12 protein-coding genes and 1 tRNA gene are annotated in these 24731 nt (G+C 46.1%); 5 read left to right on the plus strand and 8 right to left on the minus strand.

Annotated features, from left to right (window positions below; translation table 11 throughout):
* Positions 1-60 precede the first annotated feature (60 nt).
* The gene (locus AACT18_RS06855) at positions 61-951 is read left to right on the plus strand and encodes a YvcK family protein (protein WP_094125804.1); all 891 of its coding nucleotides are present in this window, start codon (positions 61-63) and stop codon (positions 949-951) included.
* Between the two features lie 15 nt (positions 952-966).
* Here AACT18_RS06855 and luxU read toward each other — a convergent pair whose 3' ends face one another.
* From luxU to uvrB, 3 genes are all read right to left on the minus strand, one after another.
* Positions 967-1305, minus strand: a complete 339-nt coding sequence (luxU, locus tag AACT18_RS06860; RefSeq protein WP_088721080.1) for a quorum-sensing phosphorelay protein LuxU — start codon at positions 1303-1305, stop codon at positions 967-969.
* Positions 1306-1309: 4 nt separating this feature from the next.
* Positions 1310-2716: a quorum-sensing sigma-54 dependent transcriptional regulator LuxO gene (luxO, locus tag AACT18_RS06865; RefSeq protein ID WP_026028983.1), complete on the minus strand. Its 1407-nt coding sequence runs from the start codon at positions 2714-2716 to the stop codon at positions 1310-1312.
* A 241-nt stretch (positions 2717-2957) separates the two neighbouring features.
* Positions 2958-4988, minus strand: coding sequence for an excinuclease ABC subunit UvrB (gene uvrB / locus AACT18_RS06870; protein WP_029189720.1), 2031 nt, complete (start codon positions 4986-4988; stop codon positions 2958-2960).
* 546 nt (positions 4989-5534) lie between these two features.
* Between uvrB and AACT18_RS06875 the strand changes: the two genes are divergently transcribed.
* A tRNA-Asn gene (locus AACT18_RS06875) sits at positions 5535-5610 on the plus strand.
* Between the two features lie 151 nt (positions 5611-5761).
* Here the strand turns inward: AACT18_RS06875 and AACT18_RS06880 are convergent.
* On the minus strand, positions 5762-8047 hold the full coding sequence (locus tag AACT18_RS06880) for a glycoside hydrolase family 9 protein (protein ID WP_094142974.1): 2286 nt from the start codon (positions 8045-8047) through the stop codon (positions 5762-5764).
* A gap of 585 nt (positions 8048-8632) precedes the next feature.
* On the opposite strand from AACT18_RS06880, the gene AACT18_RS06885 reads away from it, so the two are divergent.
* Complete coding sequence (locus tag AACT18_RS06885; protein WP_094124594.1) at positions 8633-9709, plus strand: 3-deoxy-7-phosphoheptulonate synthase; 1077 nt, start codon at positions 8633-8635, stop codon at positions 9707-9709.
* Between the two features lie 59 nt (positions 9710-9768).
* On the opposite strand, the gene AACT18_RS06890 is transcribed toward AACT18_RS06885, so the two are convergent.
* Positions 9769-10545 (minus strand): 2,3-dihydro-2,3-dihydroxybenzoate dehydrogenase, encoded by a 777-nt coding sequence (locus tag AACT18_RS06890; RefSeq protein WP_017045627.1) that lies wholly within the window; start codon positions 10543-10545, stop codon positions 9769-9771.
* A gap of 176 nt (positions 10546-10721) precedes the next feature.
* Here AACT18_RS06890 and AACT18_RS06895 point away from each other — a divergent pair, with 176 nt between their 5' ends.
* A complete protein-coding gene (locus tag AACT18_RS06895) occupies positions 10722-11909 on the plus strand; it encodes an isochorismate synthase (protein ID WP_094124595.1) in 1188 nt (395 codons plus the stop codon).
* 3 nt (positions 11910-11912) lie between these two features.
* Entirely contained in the window at positions 11913-13544 is a 1632-nt protein-coding gene (gene vabE, locus AACT18_RS06900) for a 2,3-dihydroxybenzoate-AMP ligase VabE (protein WP_094124596.1), read from the plus strand.
* 111 nt (positions 13545-13655) lie between these two features.
* Here vabE and AACT18_RS06905 read toward each other — a convergent pair whose 3' ends face one another.
* The 3 genes from AACT18_RS06905 to vabF form a co-directional block, all read right to left on the minus strand.
* Positions 13656-14579: an isochorismatase family protein gene (locus tag AACT18_RS06905; RefSeq protein WP_094124597.1), complete on the minus strand. Its 924-nt coding sequence runs from the start codon at positions 14577-14579 to the stop codon at positions 13656-13658.
* A 247-nt stretch (positions 14580-14826) separates the two neighbouring features.
* Positions 14827-16140, minus strand: coding sequence for a vanchrobactin export MFS transporter VabS (gene vabS / locus AACT18_RS06910; protein ID WP_094142970.1), 1314 nt, complete (start codon positions 16138-16140; stop codon positions 14827-14829).
* 102 nt (positions 16141-16242) lie between these two features.
* Complete coding sequence (vabF, locus tag AACT18_RS06915) at positions 16243-24729, minus strand: vanchrobactin non-ribosomal peptide synthetase VabF (protein WP_094125282.1); 8487 nt, start codon at positions 24727-24729, stop codon at positions 16243-16245.
* Positions 24730-24731 lie beyond the last annotated feature (2 nt).

A 24731-nucleotide genomic window follows, 5' to 3' on the forward strand; every position in this document is an offset into this window, starting at 1 on the left:
TATGGGTTGTGAACAAGCTGATTTAAATTGTAGTTAATTATTAAAAAATAAGAAGAACAGATGACTCTATACACTTCAAAGAAAGTCGTCGCCATTGGCGGAGGACATGGGCTTGGACGCATGCTAGCGGCGTTAAAAGATTTTGGCTCCAATGCGACAGGGATTGTAACCACCACAGATAACGGCGGTTCCACTGGGCGCATTCGCCACTGCCAAGGTGGCATTGCATGGGGCGATACACGTAACTGTATCAACCAGTTGATCACTGAGCCTTCCATCAGTTCGATGATGTTTGAATATCGCTTTAAAGGTGCGGGAGAACTCAATGGCCATAATCTCGGTAATTTGATGCTGACTGCATTAGATAACCTATCTGTGCGCCCTTTAGACGCGATCAACTTGATCCGCAACATGCTCAAAGTCGATGTTAATATTTTACCTATGTCAGAGCATCCTTCTGATCTTAGTGCACTTTCTATGGATGGTCACTGGGTCACGGGTGAAACGAACGTGGACGAGATGACGGAAGATTTAAGGCGCTTAGATTTATCACCTGAAGTGCCAGCAACCAAAGAAGCCATACTCGCCATCAGTGCAGCAGACTGCATCATCCTTGGCCCGGGAAGCTTTCTCACCAGTGTGATGCCACCACTACTGCTGCCCGAAATTGGCAATGCCATTGAGCAAAACGTAAAAGCAAAGCTGATTTTTGTTGAGAACTTGTCTCCCGAGCAAGGACCTGCTGGTCGCATGTCGCTACGGCAGAAATTGGAATGGTGTGAGCGCGCCTGCCACGCGCGAAAAATCGATGTGGTGATCGGCGATACACCACATCCGGAGCTGGCTGAACACTGGCATTGTGTCACTACAGAGCTAGCATCATCCAATCGTGACTGGCGGCACGACCGAGTTAAACTTCAAAAAGCCATTGAGAATCAACTCACAATCTAATCCATCAAGTGGCAGTTAATCCACCAAGTGGCAATAGCAACGATGCGTCTCTTCGATAAGAGCGCGCATCGCCGCCACTTCTTCAGCCTCATCAAAAATGCAGTTTGCCTTTCCTTTGCTATCGATATCCACCGCTTTAGCGCACAGTTTATCCGCACCAAAGCTGGCGGCACTGCTTTTTAGAGCATGGCTGATGTCTTTTAAATATTCGATTTTATCCGGCAGATTTTGATCAGCTAGCTTCTGTGTATAGGCGCTCAGCTCGCTGAGAAAAATATCGAGCAATATTGGCACATTCTCTTCTCCAATTTCTTGGGCCAAATGCGCAATTTTGTTTTTATTGATCAGTTCCATATCTCTATGAGTTCTCTCTACTGTTCCACGCTTGAAGCTTGCGGTAGATCGTTGAAGGGCTAACGTCTAAATAACTGGCTGCTTTAGGAATATTACCATCACACGCTTCTATCGCTTGTTCGATGGCTTGTTTTTCCGTCATCCATAAAGGAAAAATATCGTGCACGGTTATATTTTCCTTGCGCGTTTCCGTCGTTAGGTTTGCTAATCGGATCTTGTTATCCACGACTTGATTTAGCGGTGGCGGTAACATGCTCAGTTCGATCTCGTTGCCGTGGTTCAATACCACCACATTCCGCAACACGTTTTGCAGTTGACGCACATTACCCGGCCATTCATAGCGCGTAAAACGCTCCACAACCTCTGGCGCCAAGCGGACAAAACCTTTGCCTTCTTCTTTAGACATAAAGCCGAGCAAAGAGTAAGCAATTTCAATAACGTCATCGCCTCGCTCGCGTAGCGGTGGTAAATGCAATGGGATCACATAAAGACGATAGTACAAATCTTCACGAAAACGACCCTCTTGTACCTCTTTCCATGGATCGCGGTTGGTAGCGCAGACAAAACGAACATCGACACTTTTCATCTTCGATGAGCCCACTTTCTGGAATGTGCCCGTTTGGATAAAGCGCAACAGCTTGGTCTGCAAATCCAAATCCATTTCACACAGTTCATCCAAAAACAGTGTGCCGCCATCAGCCAACTCGGCTGCGCCTTGGCGATCGGTCGCTGCGCCAGTAAATGCGCCTTTCACGTGGCCAAAGAGTTCACTCTCTATTAAGTCTTTAGGAATGGCGGCGCAGTTAATCGCAATGAAGGGTTTATCGCCACGTTTACTGGCCGCATGAATCGCTTCTGCGCACACCTCTTTACCCGTACCACTTTCGCCAGTAATAAAAATACTGGCTTTACTGGAGGCCGCTGAGTCAATGGTTCGATAGACTGATTGCATGGTTTGACTGCTGCCGATAAAACCTTGGTAGTTCTGATTACCCGGGTTACCAGCCTCATTTTTTAGTTTGCTAGCTTTACGTATGGCGTTGTTAACCGTGACGCGCAAGCGGTCTGCTTCACAAGGTTTGATCAAGAAATCTTGGGCACCGTGACGCATCGCTTCCACTGCGGTATCGATCGAACCATGAGCGGTCATGAATATCACTGGCACATTGGGGTAGTGACTTTTCACAGCATGTAAAACGTCCATGCCCGTCATATCGGGTAATCGAAGATCCAGCAATATGAGGTCCGGCTCTCGGTGAGCTAAACTCTCTATCGCATCACGACCTGTACCAACAATATTGATATCGATTTCAAGGGGGGTGAGGTATGAACGATACAGCGCCGCAACGGAAGCCGTATCTTCCACCATCAAAAGGTATTTAGCCTTTTGTAGAGAAAAGTCAGGTTGCATATTCTAGCCATTATTATTTTGCACTTTGCCTTAACTATTGCATTAAGGTTCGCATTTTGCAAAATAAAATAACAAAAAGGCACTAATTCGTTAGTTAATAGCCCTTTTTGCATAAAATTAATTGGCACGATATGTGCTCTATTCAATATGACCCTTAGGGGTCACCTAGCCAACTGACGTTGTTAGTGAATAAAGTGTTCACAAATAACAGCCAATAGACCTTTTTCTATTGGCTATTTTTTTAACTGTTGGTAATGAACTGCTGACGCAGTTTTTCAATTTGGTCACGCTTTTCGGCAGCCAATTCAAATTCTAGGTTTTGTGCGTGTTTGTACATTAACCCTTCTAGTTTGGCGATCTCTTTTTCCAGTTGTAGCGGCGTGAATATTTCATAAGTTTGCGAGCTTTCTGCCACCTTCGACAAAGGAACTTGTTTGCTCATCCTCTGCTGCTTGGACTTAGTAATATCACCTAACTCCATAATATCTTTGACATTACGTTTCAGCGCCTGAGGTGTTATCCCTTGTTCTTCATTATGTGCTTGCTGCTTTTCACGGCGACGATCGGTCTCATCCATCGCTTTCTTCATTGAGTTAGTAATGCGGTCAGCATAGAGAATCGCTTTGCCTTCAATATTACGTGCCGCACGGCCAATGGTCTGAATTAATGAACGTTCTGAACGTAGAAAACCTTCTTTATCCGCATCAAGAATTGCGACAAGAGAGACTTCAGGCATATCCAAACCTTCACGCAGTAAGTTAATACCCACTAACACATCAAATTCGCCTAGGCGAAGGTCGCGAATAATCTCAACCCGCTCAACAGTATCAATATCTGAGTGCAGATATCTGACCTTAACCCCATGTTCATGAAGATACTCAGTTAAGTCTTCAGCCATGCGTTTAGTCAATGTCGTGATCAGCACACGTTCATCTTTCGCTGAGCGAATGCGGATCTCTGACAACACATCATCCACTTGTGTTGCAACTGGTCGTACTTCCAGCACGGGGTCCAGTAATCCGGTTGGGCGCACCACTTGATCCACAATTTGTCCGGCTGATTTTTCTAGCTCATAGTTGCCCGGGGTAGCAGAAACAAAGATCGTCTGCGGTGCAAGCGATTCGAACTCTTCAAACTTTAATGGACGGTTATCTAAAGCGGAAGGCAACCGGAAACCAAACTCCACTAACGTTTCTTTACGTGAACGATCGCCTTTGAACATCGCGCCAATTTGCGGCACGGTTACGTGTGATTCGTCGATAATCAATAAACCGTCATGCGGTAGATAGTCAAACAGGGTCGGAGGCGGCTCTCCCTCTTTTCGCCCACTAAGATAACGTGAATAGTTTTCAATACCTGAACAAAAACCGAGCTCATTCATCATTTCAATATCAAATTGAGTACGCTGCGATATGCGCTGCTCTTCGAGTAGTTTATTGTTTTCCAACAGATAGGCTTGGCGAGTTCGCAGCTCCTCTTTGATGTGCTCTATCGCATCTACAATGCGCTCTCTTGGCGTAACGTAGTGCGTTTTAGGATAGATGGTATAGCGAGGAAGATCTCGCTGAATCATTGCGCCCGTCAATGGGTCAAACAAACTGATGCAATCTACCTCATCATCAAACATTTCAACACGCACGGCCGCATAATCCGATTCCGCGGGAAAGATATCGATGACCTCTCCACGAACTCTAAATTGACCACGTTCAAACGCCATATCGTTACGTGTGTATTGGAGCTCGGCTAAACGGCGGATAATGTCGCGCTGATCCATCACATCACCACGGCGAACATGCAGCATCATTTTCAGATAAGAATCAGGATCACCCAAACCGTAAATCGCCGATACAGAAGCTACAATAATCGCATCTTTACGCTCAAGCAGCGCTTTAGTCGCGGAGAGTCGCATTTGTTCTATGTGTGAGTTAATCGAGGAATCTTTTTCTATAAATGTGTCCGTGGTCGGCACATACGCCTCTGGCTGATAGTAGTCGTAATAAGAGACGAAATACTCAACCGCATTATTGGGGAAAAATGACTTCATCTCACCATACAGCTGGGCTGCGAGCGTTTTATTCGGTGCCAACAAGATAACCGGACGCTGCGCCTTGGCGATCACATTAGCCAAGGTGAATGTTTTCCCTGAACCCGTCACACCCAATAAGGTTTGATGAGCAAGACCTGCATCTAGCCCATCAAACAATTGCTTGATCGCCGTAGGTTGATCGCCTGAGGGTTGATAGCCCGATACCAATTCAAACGTTTTGCTCATAATGCCGTTGTCCTCTATAACTGAATAGGCATTCTCGCTGTTAGCCATGTTTTGTTGCAAGTAATTGTTCAAAATAGTTGCGTCGTAAATCACCCCTGTTTTGAAAAAATGCTAGTTTCTTCTCCATACGTTTGCTACCATCTTCGGCCTGATTCGTAAAAAACCACTCCTAACTTTCAAAAATAATCCACTTGTTTTCCCCAAAATTTCAAAATGACTCCCTTTTTCTCATCGCCATTCATTTTCATTTCTTATTGATAATTTCAGTTGATAAATCAAAAAATAAAATAAAAAACATAGTGTTATATAAAAAATAAACTCAACAAATGAGTAGAGTAATAACTCAACATTCATTGATGAAACGAATTGCTCAGGATTCGTCAACACACTTATCCACAATTTTGGTGGATAACTAAACCTAGCCTAATGCCGATAAGGGGTACAGAAAAGTAAAGTATTTTCAGGGAAATATTTTTACTTTTTCTTCGGCTGGAAAGGTTGACACTGGACACCCCACTCGCTACCATTCGCACCGCTCAAAGCAATTCCCCCTTAGTTCAGTCGGTAGAACGGCGGACTGTTAATCCGTATGTCGCAAGTTCAAGTCTTGCAGGGGGAGCCAAATTCCAGAAAAAAGACGTCCTAGGACGTCTTTTTTTGTATCTAAATCTAGCTATTTCAAGGAATTGTATTCTCTTTACGTCTTTTCCTGACTCGTACTGGCTTAGAAGTTTAGGTACATAAATATTTTTCCCAAAAAAGTGACCCGTTAATCAATATAATTGCCCTTCATCCAAAGCAGAAGAAACCCAAACGAGAGGAGCATTCCAATTAATCGTGATCTCATTAAACGACCATGCATTAATGTTATCTCTATAACAGGTTTGGCCAACACACTGCCCCTTCAATGTCGCAGCGACTGGATCACTGTAACTCACGGAGTTGGGTCCACCCACTAGTGCGCCAGGTGCTGGAGCTGGTGACTTTTCATCCGCAGCATGTGCCCAAAAACGGTGATGTGGACTTTTAGCCGCATTGGTGCCGTAACCTGTAATATAAGACAGGTTCATTGGGTTCGCGCCTAGTAAGTAATCCATCGCATTTGCAGCCGCTTTTACATACTTAATATCGCCGGTGAAATCATTCGCATAGATTAAGAAGATAGCTCTATTTACAAAACTCGAGTTCGATCCCCATGGATACTCTTCTACCGTGTAAGGAATATGATAACCCTCGTTATTAATCTGGCCCACAAAGTTATCAGAGGTTGCGATTAAGTTTTTCCTTGCAACTTTAATTTGATCATCACCCAATCCATTAGGCACAACGGCCAAGCTTATTGTTGCTAAAGGCGCTGTGTACCCCCAGAACATTTCGCCATCTGCTTCAATGTTACCTTTTGGTGTCTCTAGATAATGAGGAGAAGCTTTCAGTGCTTTAAGGTACTTGCTGTCACCAGTGGTGATATAAAGTTCACTTGCAGCCCAGTAGAACTCGTCTGAAAGCTCTTTATCATCATATGGGCCCGACCCTGTGAAGTTATCATAGGCAAGAATATTAGGATTTTTGCTCGCGGCTTCCCAAGCCTCTTGCGCCGCATTCAAACAGTTTTTTGAGAACGCAGGATCAATCTCTTTCCAAATTCGCGCACATTGAGCACCAATTGCTGACAAGTTCAACGTAGCCGCAGTGGTTGGATAACCCACATATCGCTTCTGGGTGTCCATATGAGGTGGCAGTGGCATACCTGTCCAAGCTTCATCAGCAACTTTATGGAAAGCCATACCTTTTGCGTCAATCTTAGTCAGTTTAAGTGTTTTGTCTTCAGACTGGTCACCAACAGGAGCCGCTACAGGTTGGTCACTATGGATCTGCATTGCCAATATAAATTCGATATTCCAACGAGCCTCAGACAACAAAGGATTAACGCCATTTCCAGCTTCTGGAATTTTCACTTTCCCTTCTGCAAAAGGAATTGGTGCGTTATCTAGCCATTTACCTCTTTCAAACAGGTTCAAAAGGGTCCAAGTCGAGATACCGCTGTTAACCGTATACTTACCATGGTCGCCAGCGTCATACCAACCGCCAGTTACATCGACAGAAAAATCACAGCCTGGCCATTTATTACCCCAGCTGTCAGTCTTATTAAAACAGGTAACCACATCGCTCATATGCCCGCCGGGACGCGCTAGATCGTCACGCTGTACCAGAGCCTTATCAATCTCAATACCACTACGGTTTTGGTAGAAGTAAGACAATGCATCGTACTTCAACTGATTGTAGATATCTTTGCTAATGCTAAATGGCAAGCTCTCGTCTTCACCGACTTTTACTTTCAAGCCACTCATATCTGATCTGTAGTTCGATAGGTCAATACGGTGAATAAACTCGCCTGATGCCTTATTAAGACCAAAAACTTCCGTTTTACCTAAATCGACATTGATATTGCTGTTGTTTGTTAGCACCCACTTTAAGGGCTCTTTAGATTCATTCGCAACAAATACAAACTTATCTGCTTGAGGAAGGTAACCGACTTGGTTAGCACGAACAGAATTTATCTTCAGCTCTTCAATGTATTTCTCACCGACGACTGAAACATTGCTAACGCATACGGTTCCCTTTTTCTGGGCGCCCATTTGAAACTGGAACTCAGTTTTAGCATCGCTTTCAACATCATGGCTGAACTTAAACTTATAGCTCTTCTTCTTCAGTGAGACTTTTGTATCATCCACAAAATAGTTGGTATAAGGAGGACCTTCATGCTGAATAAGCGTTCTCATTTGAGTATCAACGGTTGCATAAGCATCAAATGAAACTTCATAATCTGCTTTGTTTGCCAACCCAATCCCGCCCTGTCCTAAAATCACATTCCAAGGGTTCTCTCCTGGACTTCTAATCTCAAGACATGCTTCGCCATTTTTGATTTTTACATCTGCACCAGCATTCCACCAACCATCCATGTTCCCGTTAAATTTGCCGTTCTTAATTTGCTCATTTGCATAAGCAGAACACGATGAAAGAATGAGTATTGTTGCCAATGATAGTTTGAACTTATGCATATTTACTCCTAGACATATAAATTACAACACCATTGAAATTAAGCGATTTTCATGGCTAATAAGTAGATGTCTGAGCACAAAAGAACCGTTCTAAAAACGCCTATTTCTCTCTTCGTGATACTGCTAGCACTTACCTCTAGGTTAATGAATCTGTTTCAAGGAAATCTCATCGATAAATTGACTTGTGTTCTAGCGAACAATTATATCAATCGGGGGTAAATTAACTTTATAGCCTTTACAACATGCTCTTGAGCCCGGCTAACTATCTAGACCTTTGATATGAGCATAAGACCAGCTTGTACTCTTGAACTAAACGACCATGGTAAAAATCTTCTATTGGTAACCCCAAACGCTCACCAATCACCGTGGGCATTAATGTATTGATCTGCGGCAAGAGACCCAAAAAGCACAATCATCACAAACGTAATAGTGATTGAGCATTGCTAACAGCTCATTTTAAACGCGTTCCCCCATTTTGATTTAAATCTGTTTACATATTGACAATTGTACAAATGTTTCACACTATCGAAAATAATTAATGATAATAATTATCATTACGTCGTAATATTTATGCGGATAGTGCCCATGAAATCTCTACATAATGTGATGAACGTTTCATCAATCACCCCTTTACCCAATCTCTACCTTCTAGACCAATCATCAGAAACCGATAATCAACGATCAATGGCCGTTCACCAACACCGCCAAGACATTCAAAATATCTTGGCGGGTCGTGACTCAAGGATGTTGGTGATTATTGGGCCATGTTCAATCCACGACCCTGAGGCTGCAATTGACTATGCACAACGACTCGCAAAGGCACAAAAACAGTTCAGCAGCACTCTCAAGTTGGTGATGAGAACTTATTTTGAAAAACCGAGAACGCGGACTGGCTGGAAAGGATACATGGTTGACCCTGATCTCAACGGTCAATTTAACTTACTCAAAGGGCTCAGCTCTAGCCGTGAATTACTCAAGTCAGTCTTAGCGCTGGGTGTACCAACAGCAACTGAGTTTTTAGATACGCATATCGCACCGTATATCGCGGACCTTATTTGTTGGGGTGCGGTTGGCGCAAGAACCACAGAATCACAACCGCATCGCCAACTCGCGTCGGCATTGCACTGCCCTATTGGTTTTAAAAATGGTACTGACGGCAATACGACAATTGCAATCGATGCGATTCATGCCGCTAACGATTCACATCTGTTGATTATGGCGGGTGAGAATGGACAACCGGTTGCGGTGCAAACTCAAGGTAATCCATATTGCCATATCATTTTACGTGGTGGTGTCACGCCAAACTATGCAAGTCACAGTGTTAAAAGTGCGGCTTATCAATTACACCATAGCCAGCTCAGCAGCAGGCTAGTGATTGACTGCAGCCACGGCAATAGTGGAAAAATCGCTAAGAATCAATTGGATGTAATAAACAACATAGCCCAGCAACTGCTGTCTGGAGAGCGCCACATTGCGGGGGTAATGTGCGAAAGCTTTTTGCAAGGCGGTAGCCAAGCTTTGGATAAAGGCCCGCTCTGCTACGGTCAATCGATCACTGATGAGTGCTTAAGTTGGGAGGATACAATGTGCTTTTTAAATACGCTCGATGATGCGGTCGCAACACTTCAACAGCAGCAATATTGTCAGCCCGCTCCAGTGTAAACGACCACTAAGGTGAAGCTCCCGTTTGCTTCACCTTGTCTACCGTCAGCGGCCTTCACCTAATTATCGAGCGTAGCGCCGCCATCCACTCTCAAATCATGCATGGTGATTTGACTTGCTGCATTGGACATCAAAAACATAACAACCCCAGCAATGTCTTCGGGCTCCGCCATTTTGCCAAGGGGTATCCCCAAACGGTACTGTTCAAGATTACCTTTTATCACTTCCCTTTCACCATATTCGCTGTTCCATAACTGCGTTTGCATTTCGGTGCGTGTTGAGCCTGGGCTAACGATATTGCATCGAATTCCATCGTTTGCAAGCTCAAGAGCTGCGCACTTGACCAACATATGCAAAGCCGATTTAGATGCCGCATATGCTCCAATATTGAGCCGAGGCGTATTCGCTGAATTAGAACCAATCACAATAACATTGCCACGCTGGCGCACTTTCATTCCTATCGCAACCCCTTGCAAAGCGGCTAAGGTGCCAAACGTATTGACATCAAACATCGCTTTGATCTCTGACATCGATAATTCGGTTATTGAACCAAGGTGCAATATGCCCGCGCAGCTGATGAAATGATCAAACTGATAGCGCTCATTCAGTTCTTGTACCCTTTTTTTTACGTCGTCATGATGCTGTAAATCAAGCTCATAGCAATGAAGCTGCTCGGTATAGCGCTCGTTCAAACTCGCTAATTGCTGAGTTAATTGGTGGTGATTTCTATCCGTCGCTACAACTCGATAACCGCTCGCCAGTAAAGATTCCAATACCGCATAACCAATCCCCTGCCCGGCTCCAGTCAATAAAACCGTTTCGTCTAATTTCATCATTTTCCTAACTTTACTCCGTTAAATCCACACTAAACCATAGCCATAACTGAATCTCAGCCTTAGTTAATAACATTAATTATCATTTGTTATTGATAATTATTATCATATATAATCTGCGTACTTTAGTGGTTTGTAAAATAATAAGCAATTAGGCGTAACACGTTATTAATGGAGTTTTGGTGATGAAACGTGAAGTTATTGGGTTTTCAAAAATGGCTAATCAGCTATTGGATGAGCACTTAAAAGAATCTCCCTTCTTTTTTGCTTCGCCTCACAACACCATGCTTGGCGTGGGAATTGCTCATCAGTTCAATCAGGCGATCCCATTCTGTGAGCTGGCGGATCAAGCAACCAAGATGCTAGAAGCAGCAAAAACAGATGAGTACGACAATCCTATTTTATTTGCGACGATTCCTTTTAATGAAGAGACGGCGACGCGTTTCTTTATTCCAGAAAAGCTCTATGTTTCTGGTAGCCCGCGGGCCAGTGAAAAAGAGGAGCAGCAGAGCCACAAAGCGACCATTGTTTCACCGCCAACAGGCAACGACTACAGACAAGGAGTCACAACCTTACTTGAGCTGTTTAATACCACCGAACTATCAAAAGTGGTGCTATCACGTTTAGTGAAACTCTCGACTCCACAACACATCGATCAAACTCGTTTATTGCGTAATCTGTTGTCCATCAATCGCAATGGCTACACTTTTTCTACTGAAATTGGCCCTAACGCCAAGTTAATGGGCGCCAGTCCCGAGTTGTTGTTGGCGAAAAAAGGCGGGTTTATCGTTTCTAACCCCCTAGCAGGCTCGCGGCCTAAATCAAACAATGCGGTGCAAAACCAACAACGCTCTGCTTCATTACTTGATACGCAAAAAGATCTGAATGAACATGCCTTCGTCGTCGAGGAAGTCGAGAAAGTACTCAGCCGCTACTGCCATAACTTATTTACCCCTATGGTCCCATCAGTGATTGAAACCGAAACGATGCTGCATTTATCAACAGTGCTTGAAGGACAAGCCGATGATCCGATGATTAACTCGCTACGCATTGCAGCAGAGTTACACCCCACACCCGCAGTGTGTGGTTATCCAAGATTATCGGCTTACCAAGCGATTAAGCAGATCGAAACCTTCGACCGCGGCTACTTCACTGGCATGATCGGTTGGTGCGACGCTCGGGGGAATGGCGAGTGGGTTGTCACGATACGCTGCGCGGAAGTAAGCCAAAATGAGATGAGTGTGTTCGCTGGAGCTGGCATTGTGAATGAATCCTCACCGCAGAGTGAACTCGATGAAACAGGGGCAAAAATGAGTACCATTTTGAAAGCCGCTGGTATTGAAATTGATGAATTACTTACCGCCTAAGGAGTGGTCATGAATAATCTTAACCCGACCGATTTTACCCCTTGGCCAGAACAATTCAGCCAGCGCTATCGTGAACAAGGCTACTGGCAACAAAGAACCTTATTTGATTATTTCAGTGATTCCGTCAAAAAAAGCCCTGACGCCATCGCACTGATTGATGATTTCGGCCAGTACAGCTACCAAAATTTATATCAGAAAATGATCAGCCTTGCGGCTGGCTTGAGCTCCCTAGGTTTGCAGCGGGGTGATAATGTCGTACTACAAATGGCCAATCGTGCTGAATTCTATCTCTGCTTTTTTGCCTTGACCATGCGAGGCATTAAACCGGTTCTAGCTCTGCCAGCGCACCGCTATCTAGAGCTGAGCTATTTTTGCCAACATACTCACGCCAAAGCCTATATTTTTTCAGACGATATCGTGGGCTTTGACGCGCAGCAAACCGCGCAGAAACTACGAAGTAGTTGCCCTTCTCTCTTGCATACCATTGTTTGCGGTCAATCCTCACACGAGCAAATTCAGGAGTTAGATACGCTTTACCACTGCGCGGGAGAAGATCCTGTTACTGATTCGGTCTTTGCTGATCAAGTGGCTTTTTTCCAGCTTTCCGGCGGAACAACTGGCACTCCCAAATTGATCCCTCGTACGCACAATGACTACGCTTATAGCGTACTTGGTAGCATTCAAATTTGTCAGTTTGGTTCACAAACGAGGTATTTGTGTGTTCTTCCCGTTGCGCATAACTTTCCACTCAGCTCGCCCGGCGCATTGGGCGTCTTTTACGCTGGCGGTTGTGTCGTGCTCGCTTCCGATACCACACCGCACACCGCTTTCCGTTTAATTGAGAAGCACCACATTACTGTCGCAGCGCTAGTGCCACCGTTAGCGCTACTGTGGATGAAATACGCCGAGTCCGCTACAGAAAACATCGCGAGCCTCACTCTGGTACAAGTCGGCGGAGCAAAGTTTAGTGAGGCCGCAGCAATGCGCTTACCGACGGCTCTCCACTGTCAATTACAGCAAGTGTTTGGAATGGCTGAAGGGTTGGTTAATTACACACGACTTGATGACCCACTCAGCGTGATTGTTACTACTCAAGGACGCCCAATTTCAACTGATGATGAAGTGATGATAATCAACGATGAGGGTGAGACCGCTGCGGTGGGTGAGGAAGGCTTGCTCATGACCAGAGGCCCTTATACGATTCGAGGTTATTACCAAGCTCCAGAACATAACCAGCGCTCATTCACCGACCAAGGCTTCTATATCACAGGTGACAGAGTGCGTAAGACGGCTGAAGGCAATATTATCGTCACGGGACGAGAGAAAGATCAGATCAATCGTGGTGGTGAAAAAATCGCAGCCGAAGAGGTTGAAAACCTGCTACTTCAACATCAGGATGTTCATGATGTGGCTTTGGTTGCTATTGCTGATGAGTTTCTTGGTGAACGCAGTTGCGCCATTGTCGTTCCAGATAACGGTAAAACGCTCAAACCCATTACTCTCAAACGATTTTTACACGCTCAAGGATTAGCAGAATTTAAGATCCCTGATCACATCCATTTCGTCGATGAATTACCTAAAACCCCCGTGGGCAAAGTCAACAAAAAATGGTTAAGAACGCAATACTCTCACTAATCATGGCAACACAGGCGCTCAAATAACTTAAAGATGAAAAAGCCGATATCGTCGATATCGGCTTTTGCTGGGCGATGCGTTCTCTTTCGCTAGTCTAGTGGTCCAGTATACTCAAACCGGTTGCTCTTCAGTGGAACGCGTGTCCGTGACTTGATGTGACGACTGAGCAACAACACTAGGCTCCATCACATGCCACCACTCTCTTAAAGTTGAATATTTAATCATCTCTGAAAAGGCGCACTCTATGCCCATCTTGCGCCATGATTCAAATAAGGTAACCGCGCGGATAGAATCTAAGCCAAGAAAAGTGAGCTTCTCATCTACATCCACTTCATCTAAATCGAGATCCAATAGCTCAGCCACTTGCTGACGCATCTGTTCAAGGCTCAATAATCTGGTTTCTTGACTGTGGATCATTTGTGGTTTTAATGCCTCAAGCGAAGTCACGCAGCCAACACGCTCTGTGATGTATTTCAACGTATGATGATGATCTTCCAAAGAGAAGTCAGCCACAGCATCACCGACCACAAAAGGCTGTATATCCAACATAAAGGCATCTAACGCCGTTGATAAGATACCTATATGTGCATAGACACCCACAATGATCAACTGGTCACGCTGTGTCTCTTTCATCCACTCCAGCAGCGGCGTTTTCTTAAACGCGCTATAACGCCATTTGGTGTATTGGATATCCCCGTCTTCAGGTGAAAGCTCAGACACAATCTCAGTATCTTTTGTCAGCCCTGTTCCCCAAAAATCAGTCAGTAGCGCTCTCTCTACTGGGTCTTGGTTAGGGGGTTGAGCTGTGTACACCACGGGGATATTTGCCTGACGAGCCAGTGATTTCAGTTCTGAAATATTCGCTAATAACTCAGGAACGGGTGCCTGAGAATGATCAAAAAAGTTGATAAAGTACTTTTGCATATCGTGAATGAGCAGTACCGCTCTATCCGCTTGGACATGCCAGTGAACTTTATTTTTCGGAAATGTTTCAGCCAGCGGAATGGAGTAGCTGGCTATTTTGGGAATCGCCATAAATATAATCCTTGTTAAAAGAGGCTTTTCTCGTTCGTGATGCCTTAAAGCCAATAACGACTTCAGAAATAAGAGGCTCGTATTCGTCGACAATGGCCACCCAAATAGTAACAATTATCATTTCATTAATACTAAAGCAGTCTACGCATAAAAATCAATTGTTAATGAGATTAATTCTCAATTATATATGCAACATGTCGCTCTCGACTCACGGCAACACAACGAGAGCCCACCACAAAACGAATAGCTAATTCATCGTTTGCGACGCAGGTTGGGAAGTGACCTCATCTGAGGAGACGTAAGGTTCTGAGCTTGTGTTAACGATAAGCGCTGGATCAAACAGAGTCGCTTGGCGTAATGAGCGAAATGCCATCACCATCAACGCACCAATTCCCGTTGCACCCAAACCAAAAGTGAGGATCGTCATCGTTGGTGCTAGCACTTTACCCAACGCCCCTAAACCGAGTGCTCCAATCGAGTCTCCCGATACATCTTGCGCCGTCCATAAGCTACTTACGCGGCCTAACAGGTGATCTGGAGTGTGTCCTTGTACGATCGAATATTGAATCAAAGAAGCGACCGAACCCAAATAACCATAGCCAACTAAGATGAGAGCAAACCACCAAAAATTATTCACAAGCCCCATAGCCACAATCGCTAAAAATGAGCCTAACGTCGCGTAGATTAAGACCATTCCTGGCTTTTGCGACTGTTTCACCCAACCTGAAGTCAGTGCGCCACACATTGCCCCCAACGGAATGGCCGAATACATCACACCTGCGTTAGCGGCAGTGCCCTGAAATGAGACTAAAGCTAACGCAGGGAACATCACTCTAATCGCTGTTGCTAATGTTTCGAGTGTGCCAAACAGCACCACACAACCAACCACTTTGTTTGAAAATAGAAATTGAACACCTTCATACAGTGATTGAAATGGATTCTCCGGCGTATGATGTTGCGGTTTCATCGAAGGTAATCTAAACAGTGGGATCAGCGTACAAAGCGTTCCAACAGAAGCCGCAATATAGTTCCAACTGACATCACCGACAGTGATCAGTAAGCCGCCAATCGCTGGTGAGAGAACCATACCCAATCGAACCGTTAGCATGCTCAATGCGGCAGCTTCAGGTAATTTTTGTCGCCCAACAATGGCCGGTAAAGCAGCCATCAAGGCCGTCATACCCATAGCGCCAAAAAAACCATCCCACACCGAGAGGATATAGAGGGCCGCTAAGGAGGATTGCGCGACTATGCTATTCAATGCTAATGCCGCAAACCCAATGCCACAGGTCGCGCGCGCAAACAAAATCAATCGACGGCGATCGTACTTATCGGCCAGTACGCCTCCTAGCAGCAGGCCAACAAACATCCCGATACCATCCAATGCCATGATAAGACCTACCTGCAAGGTCGAACCGGTCATTTGATGTATCTGTATCGGCACTGCGACTGTCATCATGCCAAGAGCAAGCACTGACATCATGCGGGCCATAAAGACCATTCGGAAATGTGGGTTGTTTTTCAGTAGGCTAAAATCTAAAAATATATTCTTTATATTCATACTATTATCTATTCAAACCAGAATGTAATGCTTTCAAAACATCGCGAAGATTAAGACGAAACCAGCCTTGATAAGCACTGGTTTCGTCAATGGTGGTTTTTGTTATTTTTTCAGTGCTGCCTTCGACTCCAACAGCGTATTTAAACATTCGCCAATCTGGCGTACATTTTCTGGGGCCAAGATATCTTCATGTGAACAATCAAACTGATGTTTAATCAACTGGCCGACAAAAGATTGCCAATGAGCATCAATATCATAACCATCTGGCACGGTACGCTGCGCCACGAAAAGGTGGGCCGGACCTTGATAATCAGACGTTTGTGCCTGTGCAAGTAGACGTACCGCATCTTCATAGTTAGCGGTAATCTCATTGAACATCGCCAAACGTTGCTCATCTAATTCAATATCGGTTAGCTCATTGATGGCCAGAAACTGCTCTTTTTCACGCTCAATTTCGTACTGCTCTTCTTCATCCATCGGGCCATCCCAGTTCTGACCCTCCGGTGGATAGGTATCCAATAACCCTAAAAAGTGCACATCTTCACCCTGCTGTTGAAGCTTCGCGGCCAATTTTTGTGCCACAATCCCGCCAAATGAATAGCCTAATAGATGGTAAGGTCCAAATGGCTGTATCTCTCTTAAGACGGGTAATAAACGATCACACACTTCTTCCATCGTTTCACTGGTCGCCATCGCTCCGCCGGGCCGAGGTGATTGCAAACCATAAATGGGATAATGTCCTGTCAGATATTTAGGTAGCCCTGTGTATTGCCAAGCAAAGCCAGAAGCAGAGTTGACACAAAAAAGTGCTGGGCCACTTCCGGCACGGATAGGCAGCACTTCGCCAAAACCAGCTAAGGTGGGGTCGTTAAAAGCATCTTCATCTAGCAGCAAACTCGCCAGTTTCTCCACCGTAGGATTGACCATGATTTGACCAACTGTGACAGGTAGGTTTAGCGCTCTTCGAATATCTGCCGCTAATTTCATCGCCAGCAGTGAATGCCCGCCGAGCGTAAAGAAATCATCATCAGCAAACAGTGTTTCGACAGCTAATACTTGAGCAAATAGCGTCACCAATTGTGTTTCAAGGCCCGGATGAGCCTTGCGCCCTACCCGTACTGCGACGTCATTTGGCCGCGGTAATGCTTTTTTATCTAGCTTACCGTTAGCGCTAAGCGGATAGTGATCCAGTAACACGATAGCCGCCGGAACCATATGGGCTGGTAAATGTTCGGAAAGTTCAGCGCGTAGCTTCTCGCCATTCGTTACGCTCATATCATGCGCGATGACGTAACCGATAATTTGCCGTTCATCAGCGCCTAACATACCTGAATGAGTAGAGAGCGTCTGAGCACAGACCACCGCTTGTTTTACCGCAGGAAGTGCCTGTAATGCGCTTTCAATTTCACCCAGTTCCACACGCTGCCCGCGAATTTTTATCTGATCATCACTGCGTCCTAAATACTCAATCGAGCCACACGCTAACCAACGTACGACATCACCAGTGCGGTACATTCGCTCTCCACAAGTAAACGGATTGGCGATAAACCGATCCGCCGTTAATGCACTGCGATTAAAGTAACCGATGGCTAATTGCTCGCCAGCAAGATAGAGCTCGCCCGGCACACCGATTGGTACCGCTCTTAAAAAGCTATCGAGCACATAGACTTGGGTGTTCCATACCGGTAAACCAATCGGTGCACTACGGCCAACGCTTGCGTTTAATGCCTCGCCGTAAGCTGGATAATAAGTCACGTCAACCGCCGCTTCCGTCGGGCCGTACAAGTTATGCAGCGGTGCATTAATTCTACGTGCGTACTGATGGCAGAGCTCTTTCGCAAGCGCTTCACCTGAGCAAAATACTTGCTTGAGGCTTGGTGCTACGGTGAAACCCGTTGGCTGATTCGCTTCAATTGAGGCCATGAAAGCTGCCAGCATTGAAGGTACAAAGTGCATCGTGGTCACGTGATAATCGTCAATTATTTGCAATAACCATTCAGGGTCTTTATGCGCTTCAGCCGGAGCCATCACTAAGCTCGCCCCTTCCAGCAAGGGCCAGAAAAACTCCCACACGGAGACATCAAAACTGCACGGCGTTTTTTGCAATACCACATCCTCAGAGCTCAAGGGATATTGGTGCTGCATCCACTTCAATCGGTTGACAATCGCTTGATGAGAAACCAACACCCCTTTTGGGTTACCCGTTGAACCTGAAGTGTAAAGCAAGTAGGCCGCATTTGAGGGGGTAAGCCCATCTGCGCGGTTCTGCCGCTCTGCGCGCACGGGGGCTGGTAACTTATCCAACAACAATAGTGTCGCTAAACCTTCAAAACGTGAGGTGAATGAAGAGCAAGTGATGATCAGCGCAGGCTTAGCATCATTGATCATGTAGGCCAAGCGCTCATCTGGATAACCAACATCCAACGGTAAATAAGCCGCACCGCATTCAATAATACTGTAGATCGCCAAGCTCAAGGTTGTGCTGCGTGGCAAGGCAACTGCAACAATATCCCCGGCCTTAACACCTTGCTGAAGCAGCAAATCGGCAATAGCGGCCACCTGCTCAGCCAGTGCTTGATAGGTAAAACGGTGCTCACTATCAATTAAAGCCAACTGATGTGGAGAACGTTGTTGCTGCGTGATCATCAAATCACGCAGTGTCGTGCGTTCAACGGCGGTTTTGGTCTGGTTGACGCGTTGCTGCAATTCAATTTCGCCACTTAACCGCAGATCCCATTCAGCGAAAGGCTTATCACTCGAAACCATAAACTCATCCAGCATTTGCTCAAATCGTTGTACGATCTGTTTTACTACGCCGACTCGGTCTCGATATTCAAACAGGATATGCAGTTGCTCTCCCGGTAAGACGAGAATGGTTAATGGATAATGGGTATAGCCACGATTGTGGATAGCCATTAATTTCGCGCCGCTAAAGTCTTGCTGGTACCAACGGCTATGATCTGGATAGTTTTCGACCACCATCAAGGTATCAAAGAGTGTTTTTCCCCCCACCAGTTGCTGGATCTCACCCAAGCCAAGTTCATCGTGCTCCAGTAATTGGATTTGGATCGCTTGGTGCGCTTTTAATTGCTCACTCAAACTAAGGTGAGGTTGCAGTGTCACACGGACAGGCACGGTATTACTGAATAACCCTATCTGTTCATCAATACCGGCAATACGACTGAACCGACCAGAGATTGGCGTACCAAAAACCACCTCTTCGCGGCCCGTCATGCTGGCGAGAATACTCGCCCAAAGGCCTTGCATTAAGGTGCTCATGGTTAAGCCATGATGTCGTAAACACTGATTTAACTGATCCGTTTTATGCTTTGATAGCCATAACTGATGCTCGTTAACTTCCTCGCTAAGCGGAATATCATCAAAAGCCATACACGGCTGAACATCAGCTAATACTTTGCGCCAAAGCTCGGTCGCAACAGTTTTATCGCGCTGCGTTAGCTGGCTCACAACGTGAGCATAGCCGACGGTTACCGGAGGTAAATTCGAGACTCCTTGGGCGTATGCACTAAGAAAATCATTCAATAAAATCGGCGTTGACCAGCCATCGACCACCAGATGATGTGCTGAAAGGAGCAGTGTGCTTTGCTGATCGCCATGAAAAATCAACTGGGCCTGCAACAGGCTGTGGGTAGGATCGTTAAGGTCAAACTGGCGGCTTAGCTCTTGCTTCTCTAACTGATCAATCAACGCGCTTTGCTCATCACCACTCATGTTTGTTATGTCATAACGTGTCAGTGGCCAGCTTGGATTAACCTGCGTCATCACCTGTACGGTGCGCCCCAATATCGAACTATCAAATCGAGCGAGCAACTGCGGATGACGCCTAATCACCGCATTAAGCGCTTCGCTCACGCGATGCTCAGACAGTTGACCTTGGAAAGTAAGACGCGTGGTGGAGTTATAACTACTATTTTTATCCCCTAATTGAGATTGGAACAGCAATCCTTCTTGCAAAGGCAATGCTGGCAGTACATCCGCTAACTTGCCATAGTGGTGTTGCAATAGGCTCGCTTGTCGCAGTGTGATTCCTGGCTCGGTATAGTCAGCAGGCACAGAGAGGTCAAACTCAGCACTATCGCCAACTTGTAGCGCTTGCTGTATTTTGAGCAGCTCACTTTCAGTCTGTTGGCTCAGCGACACCATTTCCTGTTGGCTGAACAGGTGAGCATTCCAAGACCAGTTGAGCACCAATCGCGGCGTTGCCGATTCTTCGACGAAAATATTTAGCTCTAAGGGATGCTGCAAAGCCCGTTCACTGTTTAAGGTGACGGCAAATGTATCGGCAAACTGCCCACTATATTGCTGTGGTGACCACTGACCATCGCTGCTTTGGAAACGGCCAAGGTAATTAAACAGCAATGACGGTTGGCGTGTATTCGCCAACGTGCGTAATTCATCTCGATACGGATTATCAAGATAGCGCAGCACCATATAACCTAGCCCTTTATCTTTCACACTGCGCTTACTTTGCTTCACTTCACGTAACCGTTCGCGGTAATCACCCTGCTTTGGCACGCTAATGATCAACGGATATTCAGTGGTAAACCACCCTAGGGTTTGATTGAGATCGATCCCCTCTTTACACTCTTCACGGCCATGAGATTCGACGTTCACTTTAATCTCTTCACACCCATAAAGTCCTGCGATCGCCCCCGTAACCGCGGCTAATAGCACCTCTTCAATATCGAGATTCGTCTGGTGTGTGGGTAATTCCAATAACGGCTGCGTAACGGCATGAGAGAGTGGCGTACGCCAATGCGCCATGCGTATTTTATCGACAGGATCCTTGATGGGAGCAACAGCACGCTGTGCCTGCGCTCGCCAAAATGGCATTTGCGCAGCAGCGACCGCTAAATGTTGATACAGCGCTTTTGACCAACAATGGATACCGGTAACCTCCTCAGAAATCACCGCCACTTCACCTGTGACTTGTGCTTGAGTTAATGCCTGCAACTGCGGAAGCAATATTCGCCAAGAGACACCATCGATAAGGAAATGGTGAGCAAGGATCATGAGACTTTTACGCCCACTGCGCTCCGTTATCATCATCAAGCGTAATAGCTGACCCGATGATATTGACATCGACTGACTGCGCTGGCTAAACAGACCGTCCAACACGTTGCCATCTAGCCTCTCAACCGAAACCGATTCAACCCAGTTTTTTACATCAAGATTTTGCAGCGCCTCAATATGGTATTGCTGCTCTTTTTGGACCAAGCGACATACGGAATGGTTGGCGACCAGTTGCACTAAACTGGCTTGCAAGTGCGCTAATTGGGTTTCGCTTTCCACCTCAACAAGCACACTTTGCACATAACTGGTTGTATTAGAAAATGTCTCCTCAAACCATTGCCACATAGGCAGAGGCCGAATAATACCTTCTTGTTTCTCGCGCTGTTGTTGCTGTAGTGGCGCCATTTGGCTCGCCATCATACCCAGTTGACGGGCTGCAAAAATAGCTTTGGGTCGTAGATCATAGCCCGCCGTGCGCAATCGCGTCCCAAGGCTCATCGCCGAAATACTGTCTCCACCTAGATTAAAGAAGTCATCTGACATTCCTACGTCACTGACACCGAGTAGCTCGGTGATCGCATCACATAATAGCTGCTCTGGTTGGGTTATTGGGGCCACACATTCGCTACGCATGCCTGCCGAGTACTTAGGGAGCGCTTTTCTATCGATTTTCCCATTCACATTCAAAGAGAAAGCATCCAAGATCATCACATTGGCTGGCTGCATATAGTCAGGCAGCGCCTGTGCGATAAGACTTTGCAGTCTTTGCTCTGTGAACGCGGGTTGAACTGACTCACCCTGAGCCCCTTTCTCTAAAGTACAGTAAGCCAATAAACGATGAGTATCGCCAACAGGCTCTGCCACGACTACCGTCGTATTAACACCATCAATCGCATTAATAGCACTTTCTACATCGCCCAATTCAATACGAAAACCGCGAATTTTGATTTGGTGATCACACCGGCCAACAAAATCCAGTAACCCATTGTCTCGCCACTTCACCAAATCACCAGTGCGGTACATTATCTTGCCATACGCAAAGGGGTTCGCCACAAAACGTTCTGCTGTCATACTTGGCTGGTTGAGGTAGCCCTTTGCTAACCCCGCACCCGATAAATAAAGCTCACCCACCTCACCAATAGCGACAGGCTCTAAATTTTCATCAAGCACGTAAACACAAGCACCGGCAATCGGTCGACCAATGACAGGCGATGCATCTGCATCAAGCGAAGCGCTGATCGCATCAACCGTAAATTCGGTTGGCCCATAAAAGTTTTCCACCAGCAGTTCGGGAAACTCACTCACACGGGACCAAAGCTTTTGTGGTATGGCTTCACTACCAATCAAAACTAACGTCGGCACGTGAGCGCTCGTCATTAATCCACTATCGAGCATTTGATCAAACAGTAAAGGTGGTAAATCAAGAGCATCGATATTATCTTCAGCAACACACTGAACCAGTTCGTAGGCGTCTTTCCGTTGTTCATCGTCATACAAATACATAGTATGACCAGACAACATCCAGAGTACTTGCTCCCAAGAAGCATCGAAGGAGAATGACGTCGTATGCGCTGCACGAACAGTAATAGCTTGTTCTGGTAACTGACGACGTGTCACCAGTTTGCTGATAGCCGCAGAAAAAATCGAACCTTGATGAGAGCGCAGTAAATTCAACAGCGCTCCATGTGTGTTCATGACCCCTTTCGGGTGACCAGTCGAACCTGAAGTAAAGATGATATAAGCCACGTCGCTGTGACTGATCGTCGGTTTGGGTTGTGGCGCTGTGTGAATGCGAGCCAATTCAGGAAGAGCAATAAACCTAGGGACGTAGCTTATCGATGAATAAGCCATGTTTTGCTCATCCTCCTCCACAACTAAGCACCAAGGACGTGCTTGTTCAACAATCGATTCAATACGTTCTATGGGATAATCAAGATCGATAGGCAGGTAAATCGCACCCGCTCGCAAAATCGCTAGCATAGTCACGACGCTTTCAGGCCCACGTCGTAACGCGACACCGGCAATATCGCCTTGGCGCAAGCCTGCGGTAATCAGTTGATCCGCTCGAGTTTCAATAAGGTGATTGAAGGCATCAAATGTCCAACGCTGCTGTTTAAACACCAAGGCATCTTCGTTTGGCTTGCTCTCAACAGTCTGCTGCCATACATCCAGCACAGTTTGCTCTGTTTCATATTCATGTTGTGGCCCCACCGACCACAAAGCAATCTGCTGCTTCTCGCTCGGCGGGATTAACTCTACCAAATCAAGTGGCTGTGTTGGATGGTTGGCAATCTGCTCTACCATCGCAACCAAACGAGCGGCATGAAGTTCTAATGACTCTTGGCTATATTTGGTGCTGTTGGCCGTGATATTAACACTCAGTGTCTGACCATCGAGCACTGGCGAAAATTCAATCTCATCAATCGGACCTGCCGAGAGGATATGTGTCTCAGTCTCTACGCCAGATAAACTCAGTGCAGCTTCAAAGGGTTTAAAGTTGAGTATCGGGCCATAGAGCGGCTGGCCTACTAATCCCAAATCACGCTGGATCTGCTCAGCGTCATACATCTGGTGGCGACGAACTTGGCGGATGGTTTTATTCATCTCTCGCGCCACATCAATAATGCTCATTTGTGGATGAAGTGACAGCGCCACCGGCAGTACATTCACTACCGCACCAGCGGCACAAGTGGCGGCATTGCCCATTCGGCGCATAAAGGGGACACCCACACACACTTGCTCTTGCCCAGAATGTAAATGGAGATAAGCAAATACCATCGCCATCGCAAGCTCAGCAGGTAACAACTGTGGACTATAGCGAGTTAACCACTCTCCACCGATTAATGGCACGGTGTGAGTGATCGTGCTCGAGGATGTATTGGCTGCACTACCTGTGGTGAGCGAAATAACATTGGGTAAATGAGCCGCTTGCGTTTGCCAAAAGTCGTACGCCTGCTGGCGCGCTGCTGAGTCTAAAAATTGCTGATATTCTTGAATTACATTACTAAAAGCGCTGAACTCTTGAGGTTTCGCAGCGCCAATCCGCCAATGGTTATAAAGTTGGCAGATGTATTGACTGATGGCATTCACACTGAACCCATCCACATCAATATGATGGTAACGTTGATACCAAAACCATTGCGGTGCATTGCTTGAACCAACATCAATTAAACAGTGTCGGAAACGCCTCTTTCTTGATGAAATGTCCAACCGCTGCGCAAGATCGTGCTTCATCCACTCCCGAGCCGACTCTTCTGGCAAGGCGGCTTGTGAAAAGTCGAGAATCTCAAGCCATTGCCCTTCTTCATCCGCTGGATAAAACTGCTGCCTCACGCTGCCATCGCTCTCTAGATAATGGCAGTGGAGGGAATCAACGCCTTGCAAGCCGATGGCTACCGCGTTTGAAAATAACTCAATATCGATTTGACCTTGAATCACCACGTAGTGGGCAACATTAAATTGCTCTGGATTGGGCATCATCTGCTCGGCAAACCAAATACCTTGCTGTGTGCCGATAAGAGGCCACTGATCCTCTTGCACTGATGAGTTGTACATCT

This window comes from Vibrio sp. V04_P4A5T148 (assembly GCF_963875605.1).
Lineage (GTDB): Bacteria > Pseudomonadota > Gammaproteobacteria > Enterobacterales > Vibrionaceae > Vibrio > Vibrio anguillarum.

Excerpts from the sequence above, each read along its gene's own strand:
- AACT18_RS06855 (WP_094125804.1), top strand. The coding sequence starts at position 61 with ATGACTCTATACACTTCAAAGAAAGTCGTCGCCATTGGCGGAGGACAT.
- luxU (WP_088721080.1), bottom strand. The coding sequence starts at position 1,305 with ATGGAACTGATCAATAAAAACAAAATTGCGCATTTGGCCCAAGAAATT.
- luxO (WP_026028983.1), bottom strand. The coding sequence starts at position 2,716 with ATGCAACCTGACTTTTCTCTACAAAAGGCTAAATACCTTTTGATGGTG.
- uvrB (WP_029189720.1), bottom strand. The coding sequence starts at position 4,988 with ATGAGCAAAACGTTTGAATTGGTATCGGGCTATCAACCCTCAGGCGAT.
- AACT18_RS06880 (WP_094142974.1), bottom strand. The coding sequence starts at position 8,047 with ATGCATAAGTTCAAACTATCATTGGCAACAATACTCATTCTTTCATCG.
- AACT18_RS06885 (WP_094124594.1), top strand. The coding sequence starts at position 8,633 with ATGAAATCTCTACATAATGTGATGAACGTTTCATCAATCACCCCTTTA.
- AACT18_RS06890 (WP_017045627.1), bottom strand. The coding sequence starts at position 10,545 with ATGATGAAATTAGACGAAACGGTTTTATTGACTGGAGCCGGGCAGGGG.
- AACT18_RS06905 (WP_094124597.1), bottom strand. The coding sequence starts at position 14,579 with ATGGCGATTCCCAAAATAGCCAGCTACTCCATTCCGCTGGCTGAAACA.
- vabS (WP_094142970.1), bottom strand. The coding sequence starts at position 16,140 with ATGAATATAAAGAATATATTTTTAGATTTTAGCCTACTGAAAAACAAC.
- vabF (WP_094125282.1), bottom strand. The coding sequence starts at position 24,729 with ATGTACAACTCATCAGTGCAAGAGGATCAGTGGCCTCTTATCGGCACA.